The 26,615-nt window shown below is 62.8% G+C and carries 24 protein-coding genes and 1 pseudogene; 8 read left to right on the top strand and 17 right to left on the bottom strand.

Features of this window, described 5'->3' with window-relative positions; all coding sequences use genetic code 11:
• The 3 genes and pseudogenes from ACXAHG_RS21555 to ACXAHG_RS21545 all read left to right on the top strand — a co-directional run.
• A pseudogene (locus ACXAHG_RS21555) lies at nucleotides 1–95 on the top strand (GDP-mannose 4,6-dehydratase); the annotation flags it as partial.
• Between the two features lie 4 nt (nucleotides 96–99).
• Nucleotides 100–1,089: a GDP-L-fucose synthase gene (fcl, locus tag ACXAHG_RS21550; protein WP_475060642.1), complete on the top strand. Its 990-nt coding sequence runs from the start codon at nucleotides 100–102 to the stop codon at nucleotides 1,087–1,089.
• A gap of 18 nt (nucleotides 1,090–1,107) precedes the next feature.
• A complete protein-coding gene (locus tag ACXAHG_RS21545) occupies nucleotides 1,108–2,544 on the top strand; it encodes a mannose-1-phosphate guanylyltransferase/mannose-6-phosphate isomerase (protein WP_475060647.1) in 1,437 nt (478 codons plus the stop codon).
• Between the two features lie 179 nt (nucleotides 2,545–2,723).
• On the opposite strand, the gene ACXAHG_RS21540 is transcribed toward ACXAHG_RS21545, so the two are convergent.
• Nucleotides 2,724–3,752, bottom strand: coding sequence for a calcium-binding protein (locus tag ACXAHG_RS21540; RefSeq protein ID WP_475060640.1), 1,029 nt, complete (start codon nucleotides 3,750–3,752; stop codon nucleotides 2,724–2,726).
• A 253-nt stretch (nucleotides 3,753–4,005) separates the two neighbouring features.
• Nucleotides 4,006–4,137 carry a hypothetical protein gene (locus ACXAHG_RS21535; RefSeq protein WP_475060638.1) on the bottom strand — a complete coding sequence of 44 codons (132 nt, stop codon included), beginning with the start codon at nucleotides 4,135–4,137 and terminating at the stop codon, nucleotides 4,006–4,008.
• Between the two features lie 350 nt (nucleotides 4,138–4,487).
• On the opposite strand from ACXAHG_RS21535, the gene ACXAHG_RS21530 reads away from it, so the two are divergent.
• A complete protein-coding gene (locus ACXAHG_RS21530) occupies nucleotides 4,488–5,264 on the top strand; it encodes a glycosyltransferase family 2 protein (RefSeq protein ID WP_475060636.1) in 777 nt (258 codons plus the stop codon).
• A gap of 227 nt (nucleotides 5,265–5,491) precedes the next feature.
• On the opposite strand, the gene ACXAHG_RS21525 is transcribed toward ACXAHG_RS21530, so the two are convergent.
• From ACXAHG_RS21525 to ACXAHG_RS21485, 9 genes are all read right to left on the bottom strand, one after another.
• Complete coding sequence (locus ACXAHG_RS21525; protein ID WP_475060634.1) at nucleotides 5,492–6,445, bottom strand: calcium-binding protein; 954 nt, start codon at nucleotides 6,443–6,445, stop codon at nucleotides 5,492–5,494.
• Between the two features lie 172 nt (nucleotides 6,446–6,617).
• The gene (locus ACXAHG_RS21520; protein ID WP_475060631.1) at nucleotides 6,618–7,520 is read right to left on the bottom strand and encodes a glycosyltransferase family 2 protein; all 903 of its coding nucleotides are present in this window, start codon (nucleotides 7,518–7,520) and stop codon (nucleotides 6,618–6,620) included.
• A 105-nt stretch (nucleotides 7,521–7,625) separates the two neighbouring features.
• Nucleotides 7,626–8,177: an LbetaH domain-containing protein gene (locus ACXAHG_RS21515; RefSeq protein WP_475060629.1), complete on the bottom strand. Its 552-nt coding sequence runs from the start codon at nucleotides 8,175–8,177 to the stop codon at nucleotides 7,626–7,628.
• Nucleotides 8,178–8,179: 2 nt separating this feature from the next.
• Nucleotides 8,180–9,349, bottom strand: a complete 1,170-nt coding sequence (locus tag ACXAHG_RS21510) for a glycosyltransferase (RefSeq protein ID WP_475060626.1) — start codon at nucleotides 9,347–9,349, stop codon at nucleotides 8,180–8,182.
• Nucleotides 9,346–9,942, bottom strand: coding sequence for an acyltransferase (locus tag ACXAHG_RS21505; protein ID WP_475060623.1), 597 nt, complete (start codon nucleotides 9,940–9,942; stop codon nucleotides 9,346–9,348). The genes ACXAHG_RS21510 and ACXAHG_RS21505 overlap by 4 nt, the downstream gene beginning before the upstream one ends.
• Nucleotides 9,943–9,972: 30 nt before the next feature.
• Nucleotides 9,973–11,337, bottom strand: a complete 1,365-nt coding sequence (locus ACXAHG_RS21500; protein ID WP_475060620.1) for a hypothetical protein — start codon at nucleotides 11,335–11,337, stop codon at nucleotides 9,973–9,975.
• A 19-nt stretch (nucleotides 11,338–11,356) separates the two neighbouring features.
• A complete protein-coding gene (locus tag ACXAHG_RS21495) occupies nucleotides 11,357–12,181 on the bottom strand; it encodes a sulfotransferase domain-containing protein (RefSeq protein WP_475060617.1) in 825 nt (274 codons plus the stop codon).
• Nucleotide 12,182: 1 nt separating this feature from the next.
• Entirely contained in the window at nucleotides 12,183–13,559 is a 1,377-nt protein-coding gene (locus ACXAHG_RS21490; RefSeq protein WP_475060614.1) for a polysaccharide biosynthesis protein, read from the bottom strand.
• A complete protein-coding gene (locus ACXAHG_RS21485; RefSeq protein WP_475060612.1) occupies nucleotides 13,559–14,476 on the bottom strand; it encodes a sulfotransferase family protein in 918 nt (305 codons plus the stop codon). Before ACXAHG_RS21485 ends, ACXAHG_RS21490 begins: the two co-directional genes overlap by 1 nt.
• A 596-nt stretch (nucleotides 14,477–15,072) precedes the next feature.
• On the opposite strand from ACXAHG_RS21485, the gene ACXAHG_RS21480 reads away from it, so the two are divergent.
• Nucleotides 15,073–16,656, top strand: coding sequence for a hypothetical protein (locus ACXAHG_RS21480; RefSeq protein ID WP_475060609.1), 1,584 nt, complete (start codon nucleotides 15,073–15,075; stop codon nucleotides 16,654–16,656).
• Between the two features lie 307 nt (nucleotides 16,657–16,963).
• A complete protein-coding gene (locus ACXAHG_RS21475; protein WP_475060607.1) occupies nucleotides 16,964–17,647 on the top strand; it encodes a transglutaminase-like cysteine peptidase in 684 nt (227 codons plus the stop codon).
• 33 nt (nucleotides 17,648–17,680) lie between these two features.
• Here the strand turns inward: ACXAHG_RS21475 and ACXAHG_RS21470 are convergent, their stop codons facing one another.
• From ACXAHG_RS21470 to ACXAHG_RS21445, 6 genes are all read right to left on the bottom strand, one after another.
• Complete coding sequence (locus ACXAHG_RS21470) at nucleotides 17,681–18,244, bottom strand: sugar transferase (RefSeq protein ID WP_475060605.1); 564 nt, start codon at nucleotides 18,242–18,244, stop codon at nucleotides 17,681–17,683.
• Nucleotides 18,245–18,492: 248 nt separating this feature from the next.
• On the bottom strand, nucleotides 18,493–19,026 hold the full coding sequence (locus ACXAHG_RS21465; RefSeq protein ID WP_475060602.1) for a hypothetical protein: 534 nt from the start codon (nucleotides 19,024–19,026) through the stop codon (nucleotides 18,493–18,495).
• Complete coding sequence (locus ACXAHG_RS21460) at nucleotides 19,001–21,295, bottom strand: Wzz/FepE/Etk N-terminal domain-containing protein (protein ID WP_475060600.1); 2,295 nt, start codon at nucleotides 21,293–21,295, stop codon at nucleotides 19,001–19,003. The genes ACXAHG_RS21465 and ACXAHG_RS21460 overlap by 26 nt, the downstream gene beginning before the upstream one ends.
• A 151-nt stretch (nucleotides 21,296–21,446) precedes the next feature.
• Nucleotides 21,447–22,160 carry a hypothetical protein gene (locus ACXAHG_RS21455; RefSeq protein WP_475060598.1) on the bottom strand — a complete coding sequence of 238 codons (714 nt, stop codon included), beginning with the start codon at nucleotides 22,158–22,160 and terminating at the stop codon, nucleotides 21,447–21,449.
• Between the two features lie 163 nt (nucleotides 22,161–22,323).
• Nucleotides 22,324–23,085, bottom strand: a complete 762-nt coding sequence (locus ACXAHG_RS21450; RefSeq protein ID WP_475060596.1) for a metallophosphoesterase family protein — start codon at nucleotides 23,083–23,085, stop codon at nucleotides 22,324–22,326.
• A 123-nt stretch (nucleotides 23,086–23,208) separates the two neighbouring features.
• Nucleotides 23,209–24,351 carry a polysaccharide biosynthesis/export family protein gene (locus ACXAHG_RS21445; protein WP_475060594.1) on the bottom strand — a complete coding sequence of 381 codons (1,143 nt, stop codon included), beginning with the start codon at nucleotides 24,349–24,351 and terminating at the stop codon, nucleotides 23,209–23,211.
• Between the two features lie 365 nt (nucleotides 24,352–24,716).
• On the opposite strand from ACXAHG_RS21445, the gene ACXAHG_RS21440 reads away from it, so the two are divergent.
• Together ACXAHG_RS21440 and ACXAHG_RS21435 are read left to right on the top strand one after the other, a co-directional pair.
• Complete coding sequence (locus ACXAHG_RS21440; protein ID WP_475060592.1) at nucleotides 24,717–26,075, top strand: O-antigen ligase family protein; 1,359 nt, start codon at nucleotides 24,717–24,719, stop codon at nucleotides 26,073–26,075.
• A 437-nt stretch (nucleotides 26,076–26,512) separates the two neighbouring features.
• On the top strand, nucleotides 26,513–26,615 hold a 103-nt coding region (locus ACXAHG_RS21435; RefSeq protein ID WP_475060645.1), incomplete at its 3' end, for a GDP-mannose 4,6-dehydratase.

The following is a 26,615-nucleotide window of genomic DNA, read 5'->3' as shown; positions in this document are numbered from 1 at the left end:
GCGCCGAGATGGTGGCCGAAGACCTGAAGACCGCCCGCCGCCATGCGCTCTTGAAAGAACACGGCATGGATCTGCCGGTCAGCGTGGAAGGCTGAGGCGATGGCAGGCACCGGACCCCGGATCTATGTGGCCGGCCACCGCGGCATGGTGGGCGGCGCCATCCTGCGCCAGCTGCAGGCGCGCCAGGCCGCAGGCGAAGCGCTGACGCTGATCACCCGCACTTCCGCAGAGCTGGACCTGACCGATCAGGCGGCGGTGCGGGCCTTCATGCAGGCGGAACGCCCCGACCAGGTCATTCTGGCGGCGGCCAAGGTGGGCGGCATCGTTGCCAACAACAGCTACCCGGCCCAGTTCATCTATGAAAACCTGATGATCGAGTGCAATGTGATCCACGCAGCCTATCAGGCGGGCGTGCACAAGCTCTTGCAGCTCGGCTCCTCCTGCATCTACCCCAAGCTGGCCGCCCAGCCGATGGCCGAGGATGCGCTCTTGACCGGCGTGCTGGAACCCACCAACGAACCCTATGCCATTGCCAAGATCGCGGGCATCAAGCTGTGCGAAAGCTACAACCGCCAGTATGGCGTGGACTACCGCTCGGTGATGCCGACCAATCTTTACGGGCCGGGCGACAATTTCCACCCCGAGAACAGCCATGTGCTGCCCGCGCTGATCCGCCGCTTCCACGAGGCGGCGCGCGATGGGCTGGACAGCGTCACCATCTGGGGCTCGGGCACGCCCCGGCGCGAGTTCCTGCATGTGGATGACATGGCGGCGGCCTCGCTGTTTGTGATGGGCCTGGAGGCGGAAGCCTACGGGCGCGAGACCGAACCGATGCTCAGCCATATCAACGTGGGCTGCGGGACGGATATCCCGATCCTGGAGCTGGCGCAGCTGGTGGCAGAGGTGACCGGGTTCGAAGGGCAGATCCTGACCGACCCGTCCAAGCCCGACGGCACCCCGCGCAAGCTGATGGATGTGTCGCGGCTGGCGCGGCTGGGCTGGACGGCCTCGATCAGCCTGCAGGACGGGGTGCGCGGCACCTATGACTGGTTCCTGTCCCAGGGACTGGACAATCTGCGCGCCAAGTAAAGGCAAGGGCTGGTTATGATGATTACCCCGATTCTTCTTTGCGGCGGTTCGGGCACCCGGCTGTGGCCGCTGTCGCGCAAGAGCTACCCCAAGCAATTTGTGCCGCTGACCGGCGCGGAAACGCTGTTTCAGGCCTCGGCCCGGCGGCTGTCGGGGGAGGGGTTCGCGCCGCCCCTGGTGCTGACCAATTCGGATTTCCGCTTCATCGTGACCGAGCAGCTGGCTGCCGCCGGCATTGATCCCGGCGCCATCCTGATCGAGCCGGAGGGGCGCAATACCGCGCCCGCGGTGCTGGCCGCGGCGCTGTGGCTGGAGAAGAGCGACCCGGACGGGCTGATGCTGGTGGCGCCCTCGGATCACGTGGTGCCCGACGCAGAGGCCTTCCGCGCGGCGGTTGCCGCAGGCGCGGCGGCGGCCCGGGACGGGCAGCTGGTCACCTTCGGCATCACCCCGGACCGGGCGGAGACCGGCTATGGCTACCTGGAGCTGACCGCGGCGCCCGGCGATGTCTCCCCGCGCCCGCTCGGGCTCAAGCGCTTTGTCGAAAAACCCGATGCCAGGACCGCCGAAGCGATGCTGGCCTCGGGCCGGCACCTGTGGAATGCGGGCATCTTCCTGTTCTCGGTGAAGGCCATCCTGGCGGCGTTCCGCGCCCATGCGCCGGCGCTGATCGCGCCGGTGCAGGCCGCGGTGGACCGGGGCCGGCCGGATCTGGGCTTCCTGCGGCTGGATCCGGGCGCCTGGGCAGAGGCTGGGGATATCTCGATCGACTATGCGGTGATGGAAAAGGCGGACAACCTGGCGGTTGTGCCTTTTGCCGCGGGCTGGTCGGATCTGGGCGGCTGGGACGCGGTCCGGCGCGAAAGCCCCGCGGACAGCAATGGGGTTGTGACCGCCGGGGCGGCCACCGCGATTGATTGCGCGGACAGCCTGCTGCGGTCTGAAAGCGAGGGGCTGGAGCTGGTCGGCATCGGGCTGGAGAACATCATTGCGGTGGCGATGCCCGATGCGGTGCTGGTGGCCGCGGCGGACCGGGCCCAGGATGTGAAACTGGCGGTCTCGGCGCTGAAGGAAAAAGGCGCCCGCCAGGCCGCCTGCTTCCCCAAGGACCACCGCCCCTGGGGCTGGTTCGAGAGCCTGGCGGTGGGGGACCGGTTCCAGGTCAAGCGCATCCATGTGCATCCCGGCGCTGCGCTGAGCCTGCAGAGCCATCACCACCGCTCCGAGCATTGGATTGTGGTCGAGGGCACCGCCCGGGTGACGGTGGATGAGGAGGTCCGGCTGGTGACGGAAAACCAGTCGGTCTACATCCCGCTGGGCGCGGTGCACCGGATGGAGAACCCGGGCAAGGTGCCGATGGTGCTGATCGAAGTGCAGACCGGCAGCTACCTGGGCGAGGATGACATCATCCGCTACGAGGACATCTATGCCCGCGGCCAGGGTGCCAAGGGGTAGGCTGCGGAACAGGGCGCCTGTGCGCCGCATCGCAGATGCGCTGCAAAGCCTTGGGCCGGGCGCCGCCCGCGCGGCGCTGCGCCCGGCGCATGCATGGCGCCGGGCGCAGGCGGGAAGAGGAGAGCTTTGATGCCCCAACGGCCCCAGACAGCAGCCGTTTGGATCAGAACGCCGGTCGGCTAGAGGGAAAAGGAAAAAGAATCCTCAAGCGCAGACAGTGAAGCCGTATCCACACCAATCAGGGTGATGCTTTCATCGCCGTACTCGATCAGGGCATTTCGTCCGCTGGCGGTGGAGCTCACCTCCACATCCTCTTCTGTGAACCCAATGAACAGAATGCTATCGGAGGCGGTGTCGTAATCGAGCAGCCGGTCATCGCCGGAGCCTGCATAAAATTCAAACACGTCACTGCCGGCACCGCCAGCCAGGTGATCGTTTCCGGTGCCGCCATCGACTGTATCGTTGCCGCCGTTGCCGCGGACGGTATCCGCGCCGCCGCTGCCGCGCACAACATCATTGCCGGAGCTGCCGAGAACGGAGTTGCCGAAGTCATTCCCGGTCAGGGTAACGCCGTTGCCTGTGCCCGCACGCAGGACTTCGATCTCCTGAATTTGCCCGAGCGTAAAATCCACCCTCGACAATACAGTGTCGTATCCTCCGCCGGCTTGCTCGACAACGCTATCGGTGGTTTCGCGCACGATATAATAGTCGTCGCCTTCACCGCCGATCATGAGGTCATCGCCCAATCCCCCTCTCAGGGTATCGTTGCCTTCATCGCCGATAAGCGTGTCCTGACCATTGCCGGCTGCGAGATCGTCATTGCCGGCGTAGCCTCTCAGGAAGTCGTCCTTGCGGCCTGCGTGCAGAAGATTATTGCCGCTGTTGCCGATCAGGGAGATATTGTGCTCGGCTTCGAATACAATATCTGCATCCTGAGACCCGGTGAGGCGGATTTCTTCAACGATAACCGAGGCATCGAGCGTGAGATCCACTTTGGTGTAAACACGGTCGTACCCTTCGCCGGCGTTTTCGACGATGGTGTCGCCGCTGTCATCAACTCTGTAGATGTCGTCGCCGAGGCCGCCTTCCATGATATCCTGACCCGCCCCGCCGTTGAGCGTGTCGTTGCCATCAAGCCCCTCGAGAAAATCATTGAAATTCGATCCGCGAAGAGAATCATTACCGATAGTACCAGTAAAGGCTGCCATGAGAGTGCCCCGTCCAAAAGTTTAATAAAAAGTTAACAACTCGGGGAAGGTGTTACACCTTAAGGGTTAACTTTCAAGAGGGAATATTCCTGCCCTCTCCATGTCTCCCGGGAGGTGTTGCGCATATCCGATTGAGGCCAGGAGTCATTAAATCCCGTGCGATTACGGTACTTTAACGACACGCCCCAGGGCGCACGCCCCCCTTGGCCTTGCTGGCGGCCAAGGGGGGGGTATCTTTTTCGCCTTTCAGTTTTCAAGGGTTGTAAAAGATTCCGTGCGCATCTTGCGCCTTGCGTGCAATGCACCACGGCATGCCCTTGCCCTTGCCCTTGCCCTTGCCCTTACCCTTGCCGGTGCGGCTGGCGCCACCATTGGCGCGAATCATATTTTCGCGGCACATGACTGCAATTGGCCAGGAACTGATTGGTATCCTTGGACAGGCAATAGCCGCCGCTGCCGAAGGAGGGGTATTGCGATGGCCGCCGGCACGCGGATCGAGGCCCACCCTTTCAATAATCCGGCAGCTGTCCAGCTGATTAGGCTCAGGCCCCATTCACCCTGCACTGCTGGCGCGCGAACGGCAGGAAAGCAGGTTTTTGAGCGCGCCGGGACTGGCGGTGTCAATTCCAAGCGGTCAAAGCCGCTGCTTTGCAGCGGTTCGCGCGTCCGCAGAATGAATGGATCCTGGCCCTAAGCGTGTTTCATTGACTTTCCTGCACAACACGGTCACCTCAAATGCCAATTGCATTTATGAGCGAAGGATTGGACGTGCTGAAAATTTCAATTGTCACGGCAGTTTTCAATCGTGAAGCGACTATTTCCGAGGCAATCGGCAGTGTTGCGGCGCAAACCTATTCCAATGTTGAACATGTTATTCAGGACGGCGGCTCCACAGATGGCACTTTGGGCCTGATTTCCCGTGCGGCGGGGCCGGATGTGGCGCTGCAAAGCGGGCGGGACGGCGGTATCTATGACGGAATCAACAAGGGGATCAGCCGCACCACCGGGGATATCGTGGGGCTGATGCACTCTGATGACCTCTTTGCTGACAACACTGTCCTGGCACGTGTCGCCGCCGCCATGCAGGATCCCGAAGTGGACGGCGTTTACGGCGATCTCGATTACGTTGCCGCGGGGGACACCGCGCGGGTGATCCGCAAATGGCGCTCAGGCGCGTACACGCCAGGAAAGCTCAGCCGCGGCTGGATGCCCCCGCACCCGGCCCTGTATCTGCGCCGCCGGGTTTTTGACCGGTGGGGGCTTTATGACACGTCCTACAATATCGCCGCGGATTATGACGCCATGCTGCGCTACCTGGTTACAGGCCGGATCAAGCTCGCTTATGTTCCGGAGGTCTTTGTCAAAATGCGGATGGGCGGCGCAAGCAATGCATCGTTGAAAAAGGTCTTTCAAAAAAGCAGGGAAGACTACCGTGCTATCCGCAGCAATAAAGTGGGGGGGATGGGCACTCTGGCATTGAAGAATCTGTCCAAGATCCAGCAGTTTCTTTGAGACCGCCGCGGCAGAAACCGGGCAGGCGCCTGCGTTTGCGCCAGCCCATTGGGCTTGCGGGCGGCAAGATGAGGGCAGCGGCTGGGGCGGCCCCTTTCAAAGGGGCCAAATCAGCGCTCTGAACCCAGCCCGGCCTGGCAGCAGCCGCGGGACAGGCAGCAGCCAGGCCGCATCGGACACATGCAGCACAGAGAGGATGCCGGGCTCAGAATCAACGGATCCTGGGCCTAAATGACCAGGATGCTGTCCAAAGTCTCTGTTGCACTGGCCCCAACGACGATCACAGAGCTGCCGTCAAACTCAATCAATGTGTTTCTGCCGGCCGCAACCGCCGTGAGCGTCAGCTGGCTGGCATCGGTGAGGCCTGCCACCTGAGCAAAGATAATCTGCTCACCAAGAGCAAAGTCGAAATCTGCGATCCGGTCGCTGCCAAAGCCCGTGGTGAAAATGAAACTGTCTGCGCCATCCCCCCCATGCAGGAAGTCATCGCCCGCGCCGCCATTCAGAATGTCCTGGCCTGCGCCGCCGCGGAGTTCGTCCTTGCCCGCGTTGCCAAGGATCATGTCATTCCCGATGCTCCCGACAATCTTGTTGCCGAGTTCATTGCCTCCAAGCGACAGCCCGGTTGTTGAAAATCCGCGCAGCACTTCGATTTCCTGGCCTGCGCCCAGTGTGAAATCCGCCCGGGCGATAACGGTGTCAAATCCTTCACCTGCGTTCTCAAAAACAGTATCGCCGGTTTCTGTGACGATGTAGCGGTCGTCACCTGCGCCGCCGCGCATTTCATCATCTCCGCCCCGGCCGAACAGGAAATCATTCCCATGGCCGCCAATCAGCGTGTTGTTGCCGCTGTTGCCGGTGATTGAAATGTCATTCTGCCCATTCTCAAAAGACAGGGTGAGGTCTGCAGTGCCCTGGGCACGCAGGAACTCTATTTCTGATGAGCCCAGCACAGTATAGTCAACGGTTGTATAAACGGTGTCGGTGCCTTCTCCGGCGAATTCCAATACAACCGCATTGCTGTCGCGGATGAAGTATGAATCGCTGCCTTCACCGCCAATCAAAAAATCCTGATCCAGAAGGCCCCGCAATATATCATCGCCGTCCTCTCCAAATAGAAGATCTCTGCCCAGCGTGCCAACAAGTGTATCGTTTAAATCGGTTCCAGGTACCACAGCCATCACTAAATCCTTTCAATCAATCCCACAAATAGGCGAACCGTTTATTAATAAATGGTTAAAATTTTAACGGGTGCCTCTGGCGGTGCAGGCGCATGTCCACGCCGGCCGCGCTGCTGAAATGCAGCCGCCTTGGCGCCAGTGGTGCGGAATGAATGGGTGCTGGCCCTGAGTTTCAGCTTTTGACATCGATCCCAAGAACGTCACGGATTGCTGTCACCGCATCTACCTGGTTGCGGCGCATGTAAAGCCGCACCTCATGCAGTTTGGCATCGACCAGATAGCGGTACCAGAACCCTTGCAGGATGTGAAAGGCCGCCCCTGCGCGCAGGTCCAGAAACCCCAGCCTCAGCACGTAGCGGTAGACAAAATAGAGCAAGGCCCGCAGCCCCCCGGGCAAGCGTGCATAGACCTGCTCCTTCAGCCATCTCTTCACACCGGCCTGCGTGCCGCCGCGCAAATCGGCCACGGTCTCATGCGGCATGAAGCCATGCTCAAGATTCAGCAGATCCACCACCTCGCGGCTGGCATAGGCATTGTGTTTCTGGGTCCACCAGGTCAGCGAGTTGCGGTTGTCGTCAAGCAGCTCGCCTGAAAACTCCACAGTGCGCCCCGGAACCAGGATATGTTCATCCATCCAGCGGTTCTCGCAGCGCCCCCGGCCGGCGCGGAACACTCTCAATATACGCACGGGGAAGACCCCGCCCCAGCGGATCGGCTGGCCCAGAAACGTCATGCGCCGCGGTATGTATACCCCGTCCACATCATCTGGCAGGCCGGCAAGCTGGCCGGAAATTTCCCTCGCCAGCTCAGGCGAGACCACCTCATCCGCGTCCAGCCGCATGATCCATTTTGTGCCTTCGGGCACATGCTCGATGCCCCAGTTCATCTGCGTGGCATAATTGACCCAGGGGTTCATGCGCACCTCCGCGCCCAGGCTTCGGGCGATCTCCACCGTGCGGTCGGCGGAGCCGCTGTCCACCACGAGGACATGACCGGCAAAAGAGGCCACGGCCTTGATACAGCGCGCGATATGGCGTTCCTCATCCCGGGTCAAAATCACAACAGTCAGTGTCATGGTGTTCTATCGCTCTGCTAAAGGTTTCCGGAAGGCCGCGGGCCGCCGTATTTCAAGTGCAAGGCGCCCTGGCCTGGACCGGCGGGAGGGCAGGGATCTGCGCGGTCATGCTGTCAGGCGCCGGACGCTGCGCGCCGGGTTGCCAACGACAACATGCCCCGGGGGCACGTCCTTGGCGGCCACAGCGCAGGCCCCGACCACGGCCCCCTGCCCCACGGTCACGCCAGGCCCGATGAAGGCAGAGGCCGCAACCCAGGCATCTGCGCCGATGGTGACGGGCGGTTTCGTCAGCGGCCGGTCGCTTTTGCCAAGGTCATGGCTGCCTGCGCAGACATGGGCATATTGCGAGACCGTTGCACGGGGCCCCAGGGTAACCGGCCCCAGGGCATAAAGAATGGCATGATCCCCCACCGCGCAGCCCGCGCCGAGGTCCAGGTTCCAGGGAATGGTGATACGCGCCGTCGGATAGACATGGACATCCGGCCCGACTTGCGCGCCAAAGGCCCGCAAGAGCACGCGGCGCCAGGCCCAAAGCGGCCGCGGGCTCAGCCGGAACAGCGGGCTGGCGAGCGCCCATAAAACACGGCCCATTTGTTCCTTGCGGCTCCACTTGCGGCTCGACCGGTTTGCGGCGACATCAATTTCAGAGTGAACCATCTTTACGCACCACCCCGCGGCGCCCCGCCCCGCAACAGGCTTTCATAGATCTCCCGGAGCGCGCCATTGACTGCCGCCGGGCCAAAGGTGCTGCCAATGAATCTGCGCCCCTGCCGGCCCATCGCCTCCAGATCCTGGCTCTCAAAGCCCTTGAGACAATCCGCCAGCGCCTCAACAGACAGTTGAATGCTTCGCCCGCAGCCTTCTTCCTCCAGCATTGTCCAAGGCGTGGCATCGGTGGTGAGGGCCGGGACCCCATGGGCAAGCGCCTCGGCCACCGCAATTCCGAAATTCTCGCTGTGGCTGGGCAGGACGAAAAGATCCGCCTGCCGGAACGCCTCTGCCTTTTCAGCGCCATCCGCATGGCCGCGGAACTGCACGCGCCCTGCGAGCCCCAAATCTGCAACCTGGGCCTTGAGCTGTGCGATATAATCTTCTTCACCGCTGCCAAAGATATCGAGGGTTACATTCGGCCCCAGCCGCGCCATGGCGGCAATCAGCAGGTCGATCCCTTTCTTTTCATGCACGCGGCTCAGAAACAGCAGGCGCAGCTGGCCGCCCGGCCGCCAGCTGCGCGGCGCCAGCGCGCCATCCTGCGGCAGTTCAACACTGTTGGGCACAATCTCCGCCCCCATTCCCGGCATGCGCGCCAAAGTGGCGCGGGCCTCGCTTTCGGCGGTCACCAGCAGCACCGTGCGGGCGGGGGCAAAGAAGCGCGCAAGGCGTTCGAAGACGCGCTTTGGGCCTTGCCGGGGGGCATCGCGCCACTCATGGCTGGCTTGAATGGCCCCGCGCGGCGACCAGACCACCGGGCGGCGCAACAGGCGCGCGAAGAAAAGCGTGGGCAGTGTCGGGAAGGAATAGGTGGCCGTCAGGTGAACGATATCAGCGCTCCAGACCGCCCGCGGCAGGGCAAACAGGAGCTGAGGGGAAATCGAGTGGCCTGCAATACGGCGGTAATAGGTGACGGGGTATCCCGCTTCCATCCTTGGGCACTGCTCTGCCGGGAGAAGCCGGGCACTGCGCTCTGGCCCGGCGGCATCGGTGGTGCGCACATCCACGGCCATATCCGGCTGGCCTGCCGCCCAGTCGCATAGGCTTTTCGTCGAAAAGATCGGCCCGCCCCAGCGGGTTGCAGGGTAAAAGCTTGGCGCCACATGAAGGACTTTCATTGTGCTGCCTCCAATGGCGCCTCAGGCCGGGCGGGCTCTTTGGGATCCCGTTTTCCGATAACACGGCCGGGAATGCCCGCGACAATGTCGTAAGGGGCGACATTGCGGGTCACAATGGCGCCCGCCCCGATCACAGCCCCCTCGCCGATTTCGGTGCAGCTGGCCATCACAATGGCCCGGCGGCCGATCCAGACGTCCCTGCCAATCCGCTTTGCGGCCATGCTGGGAAACGAGCGCGGATCGAGCCCGTGGGAATGGGTGTAGATCACCGCCTCTTCTGAGATCAGCACATTGTCCCCGATCGTCAGGTCCGCCGAGATATCCAGCCGGGACATGCGGTTGATCTGCACATTGCTGCCGATCTCGAGGCGGCTGCCAGGAACATCGGCCCCGGCTTTGACATCGCTGTCGAAATGACAGCCCGCACCAATATGCGCGGTGCCGGGGAAAAACAGCCGGCAGCCGCTGTGGAACCGCGTCCCGGGGCCGACACGATCAAGTGTCCGGCGGTGGACAAAGGTGGAAATGGCCGATCCCAGCCGCCGCCGAAGGGCTGCGGGAACACGGGCCAGAAAGAAAAAAGCGGAGTTCATCGCGGGGCGCTCCCTGAATGCGAAGCGGAATCAGCCATGGGTTTGAGGCGCCGGCTTAATGCGCCATCTGATGGAAACAGGCTTCAGAATAAGCTTCAGCAGAATAATATTGAACACGGTCGTAACCAAAGTGGCACTGAAAGAGGATTGCAGCGTTGCTACCAGGAAGGGAAAGAAAATCAACGGATACATCCAAATCCCGCCGTAGACGGCAAACACTTTAGGGCGCAGCAGATACTCCTCAATGCGGCGGTACATCCAGCCCAGGCCAAATCCGGCAAACACGCCCGCCCAGCCAAAGTTGAGCATCGCCTCCCCCGCCCCCGTTGGGTTCACCCCGCCAACGGTGCCATGGAGGCCCATAACCGCTTGTTTTACATAAGGCCCCAAAGTCACTGCCGGTTTGCCCGGCCAGAGATCCCGGGGAATCCAGCCAAAGAGCCAATAGGTATAGCTTTCGCCAAGGAACAGCTGCAGCTGGCCAAGCCGGTCCACGATCATGATGGGGACGTTGATATCGAGGAAATAGGTGGAGCCTGCGATTTGCAGCAGCGGTTCAAGCAGGGCGAATTCCAGCTCGTCGAGCCCGCCCTTGGTGGCGCGCAGCGTCGTCATCACCATGAACAAGGCAATGATTGCAAAAAACACGGCAAACAGCCTGAGCAGGAACCGCCCGCTGATCCGCTGCCCCATGAGAACAGAGATGCAGAGATAATAAAACAGCAGGTTCAGCAGCTCGAGCCGCTTTGCTTCCACCAGGATCGACAGGATCACCGTGCCCGTCAAAACCAGGATCAGGATCATATTGCCGGGACGGGGAAAAACGGATTGCCGCGCGATCCAGATCAGCATGGCCAGCGGCGGCGTGATAAAGAATGCCTTGAGCGCTGCAAAACTCTGCCCCACGCCGCTCTCTGTGGTGACAACTTTCGTGCTGTTCAAAGAATGGATCGCTTCGGCGGAAAACAGCGCTGTCAAACCGCCAATGCCGCGGGCTGACAAAAGCGAGAGCGCGGCAAGCAGGAACACACCGATGCCCAAAACAGCCAGCAGGAGCGGATGGCGGATACGCGCAACCGCAATCCTGGACAGAGCGGCCAGGTCAGGCGCCGTCTTTACCCGTATGCCCGCAATATAGCCAAGGCACAGGAAGGCGGTAAACAGCAGGAGATACAAATAGCCCCACAGGATGGAGTCCTGGTCGTCAATGAAATGGCTGAAGATCATGACCTCGGGCGCAACCGCCAGCACGATGGTTTTGATCAGCACGCCAAAGAACGCAAAATACGCGACGAAATGCAGCGGCGACACCCAGGGCAGCAGGCCGTAGCGGCCCGCTGCAATCCAGGGCAGGGCCACGATCGGCACCGCAAACATGAAACACACCGCAATCATCAAGCGCTTCTCCGCCGGATTACAGCTCGTAGCCGGCCGCCGCCAGCGCCGGGCCGAAATCCGCTTTGAACATCTCCTGGATCTGTTGCGGCATCTGCGATTTCCAGGCCCCCGCCAGCCCCATGCGCTTGGTGCTTGCCACATCCTTCTCTCCGGGTTTGCGGCCGGTCTGCGCTTCGAAGCTGTTGCGCGCCACGGCAAAGGCAATGGCGGCATCCGCTACCGGTTCATCGGTGATTTTCTTCAGGGCGGCTGCCAATGTGCCCTCAGGGTTTTCCCGCATGTCCTCATAGCGCAGGAAGGCGGTGTTCGCTGGCCTGGCGGCCAGCCAGGGCGAGATGTGATCGCCCCAGTTGACGCGGCTGCCCATCGGGCGTTTTTTCCATTCCTGATAGAACAGGACGGTGTCGATCCGGCTGCGGTCCGCCCCGCTGCTGAGCGGTGTCAGCGACGGGTGCAGTTTCAGAAGCCGCGCTTGCAGCGGGGCCGTTCCGGCCAGAAAGGCGGTCACGGTCTTGTCGAAATGGGACAGGAAGACATCGCGCCCGTCGCGCAGCACATAGACGCTGGGATGGGCTGTCAGAACCCGGTGGTCGTGATTGTGAATAATCGACGGGAAGGTCACCGGCAGGCGCCCGAAACGCGGCACCGGCAATTGCAATGCATCCCCCAGCATGTCGCGCATCCAGTTGCCGCCGGAGCGGGGGAATTCGGTCAGGACAATATAGGGGGCCTGTCCCGGCCAGCGCAAAGCGCGCTCATAGTTCAGCCTGGCAGAGAGGGCAACTGCGGTGCGGGCCAGGCGCCCCCTGGGGCGGCTGGCGGAAGTGAGGGCGTTTCTCATTTTATCTCTGCATCTTAATGTGGAACATTGAATAAACGGAGGTATCCACCTGGATCGTTTTCCGGATGCGGTACCAGATCAGGGCATTGGCAACGAGTGAGCCGGCAAGGACCGCCGCAGCAATGGCAGCTGCCCCCAGCCCGCCCAGGATCAGGATCAGCCCCGCTGTTGCAGCAACCCCTGCCAAACGCGCAGCCAGCGCGGCGCCCTCAAGGCGGCATTGCGCTGCCACGGTGAAATTGGGCCCCGCCAGCACATTGATGGCAGAGCTGGCCAGCAACAGCCCCAGTATGGCCCAGGTCGCAGGCGTTGCCGAAAGGTCAAACAGCGCAATGAGGGCAGGCATCAGAAGAATGGTGCCCAGCAGAAGCAGCACAAGCGGTCCCAGGCTCAGCCGCAGGGCCCGGAAGCAGTGGGTTTGAATCTCATCGGTGCGGCTGGCGGCAAAGGCTTTGCCGACCGGGACAACGGCCGCCCAATTTGCCACGATCTGCGGCACCGACGACAGGTTCGCAACGCGTTTTATAATCTGATACTGGCCCAGAACGCTTGGGCTTACAAAAAACGCCGCCAGCAGAATATCGGTTTGGGCCCAAAGAGTTGCGGTAATGGTGCTGCCCCAGAACCCCAAGGGGGATGTCTTTGCTGCGCCCGCCGCCTGAGGCGCGCCGCCGTCTGCCGGGCGGCGCCCCAGCCATCCGGCGCCTTTGGGCAGCCCGGCCAGAAGCGGCGCCAGGCGCCTGCCGCCCAGCACAGCGGTACAGATCACGGCGCACAGGGTCAGGCCCAGAAAGACCTCAAAGACCAGAACGGCCTTTGGCGGGGCAAAGAACGCCAGCCCCGCCGTTGCGGCCAGCATCAGGGCCTGCGGGCCGGCATCGCGCAGCAGCATGGCCAGGCTGGTGCGTCCAAGGACCCGCAGCAGCGTCCCCAGCACATTGATGAAACAGATGAAAAAAGCGGCGGCGGCCACCGGCAGCACCAGCTCAAATGCGGGTATGCCCCTGCCGCTGCCCCTTGCAATGACAGGCTCCAGCAGACCGGCCGTATCCGCCGCAAGGACGGCGCCTGCAATCCCCGCCAGGATAACAGCGGGCCAGAGGAATATGAGCCGCACCGCAGGCCCGCGCGTGATCCCCTGATAGCCTGGCACCTGATAGGCGGAAAGCTCGCGCAGCAGGAGGTTGGGGGCGCCGGCAGAGGCGATGGCCGACAGCGTCTGCGCGGCCGCCCACATAAAGGCAAAGCGTCCGAACTCCGCGGCCTCCATGAAGCCGGCGATGACCAGAAGCGCCAGGAAATTCGAAGCAATCACCATGCCGCGGGTGCCGTAAACGCCCCAGTCAGAGCGCAGAAGACGGGAAAGGCGCGCGCGCATCAGGCAGCACCATTTGCCGCGGCTGGAGTGCCCGCGGCGCCCGGCGGGGCCTGCACGCCCGGAAAGGTCCGGATTCCGAGCTGCTCAAGCGCCGCGCGCTGATCCGCAAAAGGCGCAGAGATGGCTTCCGCTTCCGCCGCCGTGAAGGTGATGCCGGGAACGGGCCGCCGGGCCGACAGCAGCGTCTTGCCGCCTTCTATAACGCCGCGCGGCAGCAGGCGCCGCAGCCCGTTCTGATAAAGGCCGGACCGCACTGCGCGGCCCAAAAGCGGCAAGCGCAGCTGCCGCTGGCTGCCCCGCTGGTTGCTGACATCTGTGCGCTGGGGCGCCAGGGAGGGGTCGATCCCGAGATGGGTGCAGACCGCCTTCAGGCCCGCGCTGCGATCCCGGATAAAGGCCTCGAACGACAGAAACAGAAAGCAGGACGGGTCAAAGGCGCCGAGCCAGGGAGCGATCTGGCGGGGATAGTCGCTCCAGGCCTGATAGCGCGGGTCTTCACGCACCGCCCGCGCGAAATCGCGGTGCTTCAGGCGCCCGGCCCCAACGTCATGGGCGAGGTGGCTCTTGAGGCGCGCCATGGGATCGCGCATGATGTAGATGATTTTCAGCTCAGGGCCGCAGACCTTCCGGGCCATATCCGCCACGCCAGGAAAGGTCGGCAGCATGGTGTAATACGTCGACGCTTCACCGCAGATCCGGCCGGGTTCAGCCCGGGCAAAATGGCGCCGGTAAAGTGCAGAAACCTCTGCCGCATTATCTGACTGGTGCAAGATATCGGGCTCTTTGAAATCCGGCAGATGGGTATGGGGATGCCCGGCCAGGTCGTCGTAAAGCGTGGTTGTCCCGGCCTTGGCCGCACCGATGATCATGAAATGCGGGGATGCAATTGATGTGTATACTGGTCTCTTGGAACTCATATTGAGGCTCTTTGACTGCCTTAAACTTTTAGCGCATCAGCTTATGCGTGTAAGAAACGGATCTATGCCGCAGCTGGAGACCTTGAGAAATACTGGCCATCTCCGGTAGCTGCGTTTGCAGAGCTTAATGCCCTGGCACGCCTTAAGCATCCGGTCCAGATGTTTGACCTCATGCAGGGGGCTTGCGGCGCTTTGTTGCATAATTGGCGAAATAAATTCAACTGTGAAACCTATGCGGTAGCTGGTCAATATGAGAACGCCAGAAGCCTGGCTGGTGTTTGATCCCATGGCTTGACGGATGCGCAGCCCGCCAGCCGCGGGACAGCTTGCGGCGCTCCTTCGGCGGCCAGGCCGGCCGGACACCCGCCAGGATGTTGCGCGGCAGGGTGTTGCGCGGCAGGGGCCTTCAGCGCACGCCTGCTTTTCCCAATCTTCTTTCTTTGCGGCTATCAAACCGGCGCCGGACGGCTTGTTCCGGAACGCAACACTGTTGGGAGACACCTCATGGCTCAGACCGATCCTTTCGCCAATCACCGCCGGGGGCCGGGACGCCCGGCCGCGCAGCACTGTGCCGCCGCTGCTGCAGGCCGGCACTGATGCTGGGTGTCGGACATTCGGTAATGGCGCCGCAGCACCGCCGCCGCCAGCCCTTCGCACCTGCGCAGCTGTTTCCTGCCAGGGAGTTCTTCAAGGGCGCGCATGTGGGTATTGCCGGCGACAGGCGCGGCTTCCGGGTCTTCAGCGACCTCGGCGGCCACTGGCTGAGCGAGCGGCGCTTTGATGCAGATGGGGTGAACCGCAGCTCCTGCAGGGGGCTGCGCTACATGCTGGCCGCCAATGTTTACCCGGTTGGCGAGGCGGCCAGGTCGGGGTTTGGTTCGCAGCTCACCAGTGCAGCGTCGGGCTATTCCAACATGTATTGCGGCGGCAGATCCCAGCATGACACCGTTGCCGGGAATTATGTCGAATGGACCGTGACCGGCGCGGGCGACCTTTATGTGATTTACACCGGGCGCACCAATACCGGCATTGCCAAAGTCACCATTGATGGTTCGGCAGCCCTTGTGAATGAGCTGCCGGACCAAGGCGGCTACAAGGGCTTTGATACGATCACTCCCACCGACCTTGAACGGCGCAGGTACGTCAAAGTTGCCTCAAACCTGCCCCAGGGTGATTACACGGTCCGGGTCGAAGTCTCGGGCGATAGCAGCAGCGCCAGCCACCGCATCTACATCGAGGGCGTGGCGATCACCGCCGCCCCGGACAGCTTGACCCGGCTGGACGCCCCGCTCTGGTCTTCCGGCGTGACGGTGAAGGCCGGGCAGGAATTCGCAGGATCGAACGGCTATTACTACCGGGTGCGGTCGGACGGCGTGACCGGCGCAACAGAGCCGTCGCATACCAGCGGCACCGGCAGTGACGGGGCGCTGGACTATAACGTCTGGGCCTATTCGAGCTGGCAGTTCTCGGAGCGCTACCTGGATTATTCCAGCGAGCGGGAATATGCGGTCACCGGCACAATCACCGCACAAACGGAGTTCGGCGGCCAGACCCATGGCAATGAGGCGCTTGTGTCCTCATCCGCCCTGCTGGATGGGGCCGCGGTGGACCTGTCGGCGCTGTCCATGCCGGCGCCCGTGTGGGGGGCATCCCTGGTGCTTTCCGAAGTGTTCACCTGGGTTCACAGCGAGGACGCCACCGCCGGGCAAATGGACCTGGTCCGGACTTTTGCGCCCGGCAGGATGGACCTGCGCGCCCAGCTGTCTATCAGCACCAGCAGCATGGAGCTGGGCTGGTTCTATACCGCGATGCTGCCCGCCGTGAAATACTCCAGCGCGTGGGGCGCAGCGGGTTTTCCATCCCTTCAGGTGAGCAATGGAGCCACATACAATCTTTCAGACTACAGCGGTGCGAACACGGATTTGACGGTCTCCAACATCAAGGGGGCGGCCTATTTCGGGGAATTCGACGCATTCTTTGCCACGGGGATCTGGCAGCAAGACCCGCAGGACCTGTTCGTCCGGACCAACATCAACAGTGTGACAGAGGGCGACGGCCAGGCCTGGCCGACAAAGACCTATCTGCGCCGCGCGGCCCTGGAGGCGCCAGAGGCGGTTTCAGATGGCCAGGTGCTGACCTGGGCGGCAACCCACTTCGATGCGGCTGCCCCATTAGACTAGGATCAGGACCCTAGGGTCAGGACCGCAGAAGGCCCCGGTGCGTGCCGGGGCTTACCCTGCAAGGGGCGGTGGTTTCCGGGCAGTCCTCAGGCTGCTGGTTGCGCCCCCAAGCGGCCCCCGCCCCTGCACTGCCGCCGGATAAGCCGCCTATGGGCCGGCCATTGATCCGCAGGCGCTAACACTTTGATAGCAATCCTTAACAAATTGAAAATAAGAGCCATTTTCTGGCCATAGCATCCCCCCGGCATCTCACGGTTGCCGGGTTACGCATGTCCTCGATCAGATTTCTTCTGCGAGGAACAAGACGATGGTGTACGGGAATGGGCTGTGCCTGCAGCGGCGCGGCGCGGGGGTTTCTGGTCCGGGCCTCCGGGCAGGCAGGGCCGCGGCCTTTCTGGCGGCCGCCTTGCTCTGCACCGCAGTGCCTTCCGCCGACGCGGCGCAGCCCCCGCAAAGGAACGGCGCCGCCGCTGCTGTTATCCAAGTGACGAGACAGGTTCTGCCGCCTTTGGCGCATGCCCGCTTCTGCCTGGCCTACCCGGATCAATGCCAGCGCCAGACCGGCACCGGCGCTGCCAGGCGGTCCTTCAAGGATCAGCTGGCGGAACTTATGAAGATCAATCTTAAGGTGAACAGGCAAATGACACCCGAGGCGGATGGAAGCGCCGGCGGGCGGGCGGATGAATGGAGCTTGAACCCGGCCCGGGGGGATTGCGAAGATTATGCGCTTTTGAAACGGAAGCGATTGCTTGCCAAAGGGTGGCCATCAAGCAGGCTCAAAATTGCAACAGTGCTGACAGAGGATGGAACAGGGCATGCGGTACTGGTTGCCCGCCTAAATAGACAGGATGTTATATTAGACAACCTTACAGGAGCTATTCGGCCCTGGCACGAAACCGGGTACCGGTTCATTAAAATTCAATCTGAAGATGATCCATCCGCCTGGTTCGGGGTGCGCAACCTGGAGGCGCCGGCCGGGCAGCTCTCCTGATTTCTGAGAGCCGCCGCCCGGGGCGCAGCTGCGTCAGGCACCGCCCCGGCGGGCCATGACGGCGAGGGTGCGCCACACAATGCGCGCTTCCAGGGCCAGGCTGGCATTTGTGATGTAATGCAGGTCCGCTTCGACCTTTTTGCGGGTGGCCTCGGTGCCTTCGATGTAGCCCAGCTCAACCTGGGCCCAGCCGCTGATACCCGGGCGCACAGCGTGGCGCGCCTGATATCCCGGCACTTCCGCCAGAAACTTGCGGGCATGGGGGATGTAATCGGGACGCGGCCCGATCAAACTCATCTCCCCTTTGAAAACATTGACAATCTGCGGAAGCTCATCAATGCGCGACCGCCGCAGGAACCGGCCAAGCGGCGTGATCCTGTCTTCTTCCAGGGGGCAGTCCGCGCTGCGTTCAATCTTCTCTGCCGGGCGCATTGTGCGGAATTTATACGCGGTGAAGGGGACGCAGTTCCGCCCCATCCGTTCCTGCGAATAGATCAGCGGGCCGTGGTTCCAGAACCGGTTCAGAACCAGCAGGGCGGACGCACTGAGAACCATCAGCGGCAGCAGGACAACGGCACTTACAACAACATCAAACACCCGTTTTACCAGATTGAAAAGAACGCTCGTACTGGTTGTGGGTTGAACCGGACAAGCAACAGAATCCTGGAGATCCCGGTCAGGGAAATTGAAATCAAACATATGTTTTCCCAAAAAACCTAAACTTTAGAACATTTTTTAACTATACGGAAGATCAGCCGCCCTCGCCTTAATCGTGTATTAACTTTCTTGTGCGCGAGTCAACTGTTTTTAATTGAATGAGAATTTTATGTATTCAGGAAATTCTGTCAGGGGGACGGGACAGGTCTGCGGCTCAGGATCCAGCCCTCGTGCGGGGCTGTCTTCCGGGACAGTTCCAGGTAGTCCAGATAGCGGGGCGGCGGGCCGCCCTGGGCACCGCCAGCTCTTGCGAGCAGAGCCAAACGCAACCAGAGATCGCCATCAGACGGGGTCCGGGACAGGGCGGATTTCAGCTGTTCCGCCGCCCCCAGCCGGGCGGCCATGAGGCCGGGGTCCTGAGCCGCTTCAAAAGGCAGAATGCCTTTTCCGGCGGCGGTGAGATCCACGTGGTACAGATGCAGCAAGGCGGAGGCGCGCAGAAGCTGCGGCCCCGTAAAGCGGCCGGCCGGCACAGGTCTTTCCAGGGCGCTTTGCAGCCAGGCCGCATCTCCTGGGTCGAGCCTGCCTGCGCCGGCAGCCTCCGCCATCCGGTAATGGCCCTGATAGGACAGCTGGCTGCGCAGCCCCATCCACTGGAGGGCCGCGCAGAACAAGGCCAGCAGGAACAGCGCCGCCTTAACGGTCCTGGTAGTAGCGGCCATAGGATTTGCCGTAGGCGTAGGATGCCCCTTCATAGCTGCCATAGGCCGAGGCCTTCCGGGCGTCGAACATGTTCAGAAAGGCACCGTAGCATTTGCTGCGCAGGCGCGGGTCGCTGCGCAGGATGTTTTCTGCATGGTTCACATTGGTGGCGCCCCATTTGGCGATGAAGAACAAGCCGTCCAGATTGTGCAGAATGGCGCGGGTGTCGATCACCGGGCCAAGCGGCGGCAGGTCAAAAACAACGTAGTCATAAGCCGCAGCGCAGTCGCTGATGAGCTTCTGCATGTCCGGGCCGCCCAAAAGTTCGCTGGTATGAACCACCCGGCCGCGCCGGTTCGGAATGATATGGGTGCCGGTTTCCTTTTCCAGGCACAGCACATCCTGCCAATGGGCGCCTTCCAGCAGAATATCCACCAGGCCCATGCCGATTTCCCCCGCCAGGGCGCGGGTCAGGCCGGGATTGCGCATATCGCCGTCAATCAGCATCACCCTGGCGCCCTGGGCGGCAAGCAGCCCGGCAAAATTCGCCGCCGTGGTTGTTTTTCCCTCGCCCGGAAAACTGGAGACAACGCCGATCACCTGGCCCCTCTGGCTGGCGCCGCCCTTCAGGGTGACGCTCATCTTGCCGATGCGCAATGTTTCCGCGAACCCGGACAGGGGCTTTTCGGCGCCATAGCGCATGATCCCGGGGAACCGCACTTCCCGGCGGCCCAGCTGCCCGGGCTCCTGCTGCTTGTCTGCCGTCAGGTTTTCGAGGCCGCCAAAGAATTCAAGCCCCAGCGCATTGCGGATCTGCTCTTCGGTGCGCAGCTTGTTGTCCAGCATTTCCCGGACAGCAATCCAGCCGGCCGTCAGCATGAGGCCGAGGATGGCGGCGAGCGCTGCGGTTCTCGCAAGTTTGGGAGAGCTGGCAGAATCCGGCACCCGCGCCGGGTTCAGGATCCGGGCGTCGCTGACCGGGAAGCTCTGCTCCTGCAGCGATTGCTGATAGCGCTGCAGGAAGCTGGTGTAGAGGCTGCGGACGGTGTCCGCATTCCGCTCCAGCTCCCTGAGTTCGACCAGGGTTGTGTTGTCGGCGCCCAGCCGGTCCGCGGCCAGCGCCTGCGCGGCTTCCAGGTTGCTCAGCCGTTCCCTGGTTTCGCGCACATCATTGCGGGCGACAATTTCGGACCGCTTGATCTCTTCAAACATCAGCCCCTGCAGCTGCACCAGCTCGCGCTGGCGCCGCTGGGTCTGTTCATGATCTTCGCCCAGGCTGCTTTGCAGCCGGTTATAGTCGCGCAGGGTTTCCAGATACTGGGTCCGCAGGTTGGAGGTGATCGACTGGGTGGCGGTAGAGCTGACAAATGCCGATGTATCGTTCTGGCTGACGATTTCATTCAGGCGTTTGGCGCGGGCCTCCAGCACCACCAGCTCGGACTGGGTGTCCGCAACCTGCTTGTTCAGCAGCTCCAGCTGGGTATCCGACGCCAGGTCGCCGCCAACCCCAACCAGATTGTTGCTCCTGCGGAAGGTCTCAACCGCATTGTCCAGCATGGTGGACTGGATCCGCAGCTGGTCCGAGCGCTCCTTCAGCCAGCCGGTGGCCCGCTGGGTCGCCTCGTATTTCGACGCCAGCTGGTCCTCGATATAGGCATTGGCAATGGCATTGGCGATCCTGGCCGACAGCGCAGGCGAGACGGATGTATAGGTGACACTCAGAACCCGGCTGCGCTCGATCTGTTTGACACGCATGGTTTCCCGGAGCAGGCTGACTGCCTCCTGCCGGGCCTGCCCGGCCCGCTCCTCCTCGCTCAGCGGCGGCACCGGGAGGTCTTCGCGCAGCAGGCTCAGAGCCGCCGAAAGCACGGCCCCCGCAGCCCGCCTCACTCCGGACAGCACCCGGCCGGGGCCGCTGGCGGGAGCGGTGAGGAAAACCTCATTGCCGGCCAGCTCCAGCGCATCCACAACCCGTGCTGCGATCTGCTCCGAGCGCAGCACCTGGATCTCTGTGGTGATCTGATCCTCATCCAGGCTGATGCCGCTGACGCCGGACAGCTCGCGCGCGCTTTCGGCATCCGGCGAGCCGATGCTGATATGCGCCGAAGAGGTGTAAACCGGGGTTGCCGTGGCCGCATAGGCAATGCCCAGAACCAGGCCTGCCAGCAGCCCCAGCAGCAGAACTTGCCAGCGGCGGCGGACCACCGCGAAGAGGCGCATCAGGTCGATGCTGTCTTCCTCCAGCGCCGCAACCGGCTGGGAGGGCGCAAACATAGTGTCGTCTTTCATCTGCTGCATGCTTTGCCTGAAGGCTTGCCGCCCGTCAGCACGGTCATCCGGCGGAGGGGCAGGCAAGCGCTCTCTTGAAGACTGGGACGGGCCGCCGCGGCGGGCGGCCCGGAACGGCCGGACCCTGCGTCAGGGGGGCAGGCGGCAGCACTCATCCGGTGGGGCTGACAGCGCCGCCAGGCACGCCGCCGGCATTGCTGTTGCCCGAGGGCGCGGCCCCGGGGGTGCTGCCGGCGCCGCCGCCGGCATTGTTGCCGCCGGGCGTGCCTGCGCCAGTGGCCGGTGTGCCGGCGGCGGCGGCATTGCCGTTGCCGATGCCTGCCGGCGCAGCCGCCGGGGTGTCCGGCGCCGCCGCCGGACCAGGGGCGGCGGGCGGGGTCGCGGCGGTTTGGATCTCACCCGAAGCGGCCGAAAAACCTTCGCCCAGGCTGGTGGAGGGGGACTGGGCCACAGCCGCCAGAATGGCTGCGCCCTGCTGCAGATTGCCGTTTCCGGTCAACTGGCCTGCGGCCAGGGCAAGGCCTTCACCAAGGGCCCTCTGCTGCCCCGGTGTCACCCCGTCGGCCGAGGCCAGGCTGACGATCTGGCCGATCACCGAAGCATCCGCAAGCGCGACCGAAGCAATCCGTGCCGCCAGCGTGCCTTCCGGCGGCAGAAAGGCCATCGGGTTTTCCAGGAACCGTGCCAAAGCCTCAGGATCCGCTGCAATCGCAGCAGGGGCTTCAGCGGATAGGCCTGCGGCAGCTCCGCCGGCGCTCTCCGCCGGCGCAGTCTGAGCCGCAGCGCTGAGGGGAAAGGCCCCGATAGCTGCAATCAGCGCAGCTTCCAGCGCCTGTTTCTTGCCGAAAGAAAATTCAACACTCATATCACTTCCTCAAATGCCCTGTCCCGGAATGGAATGGAATAGCCTGCGCGCTAATAAACAGCGCAAAACCCGATCCCGCTTATAAAGAGTCTGCCGCAAACTGTCGAGAGAACTCCTGCCAAAGCATTATTCCATAGGGGGCAAAAAAACGGCTGCCCGATACTCAGGCTGCCAGGACCTGAAACCCGCCGCTGCGGATGCAGGCCGCACTCAGCCTGCCGGTTGCAAAAGCGCCGGTATCAAGGCCGATGCGGCCCTGAACCGCCTGCACCTCCTCGACAATCGTATGGCCGTGAATGACCCAGATACCGTCACGGCGCGGCACCCGCAGGAAATCCGGATGGCCCCAGAGCAGATCCTGCTCCCGCTGCGCCGCCATCGGCCGCGCCGGATCGGCGGCGGCATGCACCACTGCCACATTGCCGGTCTGCCACATCGCCGGAAGGCCCGCCAGCCAGCCCGTCAGCTCTGCCCCAATGGCGCTGCGCAGACTGTCGCGGGCCGCCAGCCAGTCGCCCTCCGGGGCGCCGGGGCAGACCGGGGCAATACCGTAGCTGGCCAGGGTCTGGCGGCCGCCATGCTGCTGCCAGCCCGGGCCATGGCGCAGCGGATCGCCGAGGAAGCGCAGCAGCATCTCCTCGTGGTTGCCGCGCAGACAAATGGTTCCGGGCGCGTTCTGCTGCAGCCAGAACAGCGCCTGCAGCACCCGGGCGCTGTCTTCGCCGCGGTCGCCGTAATCGCCCAGGAACACCAGCCGCCCGGTGCCCGGCCCGGCAGCAATCCTGTCGATCAGCTGCATCAGCAGGTCATATCTGCCGTGAATATCGCCCACTGCGGTGAACGGCTCATCCGGGGCCAGCGGCGGGAATTCCGCGGCCTGCGGCCCGCCGCGGCGGCGCCAGAAACCTGTGAACATACCCGGCATTGCCGTTGCCGCCTTCCTGTGCCTGCGCCCCCTCCGGCCTGAACATGCCAGAGAGCTGCCCGGTGCAGGCAGCTCTCTTTTCTTGTTCCGCCCCCAGCCCGGGATGTCAAACCCGGAGCCCGGTTAGTCGGACAGGGTGGTGACGTCGCCGTCGATCTGCACGGTATTGCCGGAAATGGTTGTCGCCAGCCCGAAGAACTTGCTGATGGCCACCGAATCGGCATTGGAGACATAGACCACATCCTCGTCCCGCATCTCGAAGTTCTTGGCCATGAAGAAACTGTCCGGTTTGCGGAAGTCGGCCCGGTAAATCGTTGGAATATCGTGATTTTCGAAACCGGTGACATCAACGCCCATTTCCTGCAGCGCGTGGCGGTGCTCGACCCGGTAGATGAACACATGGGCCGGGTCCGCCTGGTTGTCGTCCAGGCCGATTGCCTTTGCGACGGCGGAGTTCAGATCCACCCTTTCGGAATCAAAGGCAAACTGGCCGACATTTCCGGTCGCGCCGAAAGCGTAGAAATTCTTGGTCTCGCTATCGACATTGATATTGTCGCCGGGCGCCACAAAGATGTTCTCCCGCGGGCTGGCGGTCAGCGCCTCATAGGAGATCTTGGCGCTCTTGCTGCCGCGCGTCAGGGTCACGAAGGTTTCATGATCCTCGCCGGTGATGCCGCCGGCCTGGGCCACCAGATCCAGCACCCGGTCGCCGCTGTTGCGCAGGGTGAAGACGCCGGCCTCCTCCACTTCGCCGATCACCGAGGCGCGCGGGTAGTTTGCTTCGATCACCTCAACCGTGACGGCCGGGTTGATGGCTTTGCCCTCAAGCTGGAGCCGGATGGTTTCCTCGACAGCCGAAGGGGTGTTGCCTGCGGCCCGGATCTTGCCGGCATAGGGCACCGTGATGGTCCCGTCCCGCCCGATCTCCTGCGCAGGCAGGGTGACAAAATTGCCAGGCCGGACCCCTGCTTCCTCAGGGATGAACAGGCCGCCGGACTGGTCTTCGAAAATGGTGATCTGGATCACGTCGCCCGCCCCCAGCCGGATGCTGGGCACACGCGCGCTATCGGCGCCAAAGGTGGCGAAAGAGCTGAGGTCGTCCTTGGTCACAAAGGGAATAACTTCCCGGTTCACATCCACGACGACATAGCTGTACCCCAGGGTTGCCGTTTCGGTCTGCAGATGGGAAGCAGATTTTTCCAGGATGGTGGTTTCATCGGGACCGTTCCTGGGCAGGAAAGTGCAGGCGCTGGCAGCAAGGGTCACAAGAAGCAAACCAAAGGGTTTTGTAAAAATCATAAGGTTCTCAATTCTACTCGTCTGAAGTGTCTTGCGCGGTCCGGAACATACCGTTGCAACGGGCTTTCTAGCAAAATTCACCAAAAATAAAGAGTTCTCTTGAAGAAAACACAGCCTTTCTCCTTGAAAGACGTGGCCAGGTCAACACAGCAGCGTGTATGCAAAGGCAAAAGAAAAACCATAGATTGTTTATGGTAAAATCCAAAACGCTTTCCGGAAGCGGTGGAAAAATAGAAACCGCCCTCCCGCCGCGGTCCGGAACCGTGCAGAATTCTTGCCGCTTCCGAATCATCCGTCTAATGAACTGCAGTCCTTGAAGGGAGTGCGAGAACGTGCTGCACCTCACATCTTTGGCGGTTTCGCCGCACCGCGGCAGAACCCTGTGCCGCTTCGGCCTGGCGGCGGTTCTGTTCCTGGCTGCCCTGTTCAACGGATCGGTTTCGCCGCCCTACGCGCAGATTTCCGGAGGCCTGGCCGCGGTCCTGGCACTTTTGTGCCTGCCCATCGCAATAGCCCCGGCTGCACTGCGCCGCCTGGTGGCTGGCACCGTCCCGGTGCTGCTGCTGGCCGCACTGTGGACCGGGATGCAGGCGATGCCGCTGCCGCTTGGCTACGGGCATCCGCTCTGGCAGGAGGTCTCGCCCCTGCTGCCGGTCAGCTCCGGATATCTCTCCGTCAGCCCGGACCGCACCCTGGCCGCCCTGCCCGCGCTGCTGCTGCCCGGCCTGGTGTTTATCTGCAGCCTGATTCTGTGCCAGTCTCCGCGGTCTGCCAAACATGTCTGGCACCTGCTGGCGCTGACCGGCGCTGCCATCGTGCTGCTGTCGGTTTGCCTGGAAGCCTTCTTCCCTGAGGCGCAGGCCTTTTCGGCCTATCAGGTGGGGTTCGGCAGTTTTTCCGGGGTGTTTGTGAACCGCAATGCCGCCGCATCCTTTTTCGGCCTCACGGCCTTTGCCCTGGCCGGAAGCGCATTGCTCCTCGCCGCGCAGGGGCGGCGGCGCAAACCGGACGGGCCGGCCCGCCCTGCCCTGCTGCCCGCGCTGGTCTGGCTGATGCTGTTTGCAACCCTGATTGCCATCCTCGCAACCCGCTCCCGTGCGGGCGCCATGCTCAGCCTGCCGGCCTTGTTCCTGTGCCTGGGCATCATCCATGCCAAGGCCCGGCATTCCAGCCGGACCGGCCGGATGCTCACCGTTCTTGGCGGCGGCTTTGTGCTTCTGGCACTGTTCGGGGAGCCGGTGTTTTCCCGGCTGGATGGCAGCCCCCAGGATCTGCGCTGGTGCGCCTGGGCCGGCACTATCCAGGGCATTCTGGACCATCCCTGGACGGGAACCGGTTTTGCCGCCTTCCCCGAGGCCTTCCCCGCCTACCGGGACCCCGGCTGCCTGGGCACCGAAGGCACCTGGCACCGGGCCCATAACTCCTTTCTGGAGCTGGCCTTCGGCATCGGGCTGCCTGCTGCGGCGCTGCTGCTTGCCTTGGGATACCGGCTGCTGCTGCAGAGCCTTTTCACCGGGCTGCGGCGGCGTAAATCGCTGCGCGCCATTCCGGTGCTGGCCCTGGGCGCGCTGGGGTTCGTCTCAGCCCATTCGCTGGTGGATTTCCCGCTGCAGATCCCCGGCATAGCCTATTATTTTGCCGCCCTGATGGGCGCGGGCTGCGCGGTTTCGGTGCTGGAGCGGCGCGGCTGATGCCCAGCCCCGTTTCCATGCGCCGGGTCCAGGCAGAGGTCCGGGCACTGCGGCCCCGCCCCGTTTCCGGCCCGGCATTAAGAGAGCCGGCCAAGGAAGGGGGGATCCGGATCTCCAGACGGGTCAGCAGTGCAGGAAACGGGTCATGAGCCTGAACTTCCAGGCTGGCCTTTTTGCGGCTTTACAGCTATAGCGCGATTTATGTTTCGCGCTCAGGCAGAGCAGCTGCAGCCGGATTCGCGCCATTCGCAAGCCGCCCTGATGGACCGCTGCGGCTGTATGCAAAGGCTGTATTCAAAGAGGCTGCCGGCGGATCGCGCAGCAGATTATGGCGCCGCAATCAGGGGCCGGCCGCAATTCATCTGCGGAGTTATTGAACGTGACCAACTAAGCCTGCTGTTTTGATCCTTCGCAGGCGGCAGGAAAACAGGTGAATGATGACTAAACGCGCTCTTATCACCGGCATCACGGGCCAGGACGGCTCCTATCTTGCGGAGTTTCTTCTGGAAAAGGGCTATGAGGTGCATGGCATCAAGCGCC

It is taken from the genome of Leisingera sp. ABD4_442 (assembly GCF_056160905.1).
Note: the sequence above shows the minus strand (reverse complement) of the source record. Positions and strands in the feature narration are given on the sequence as shown.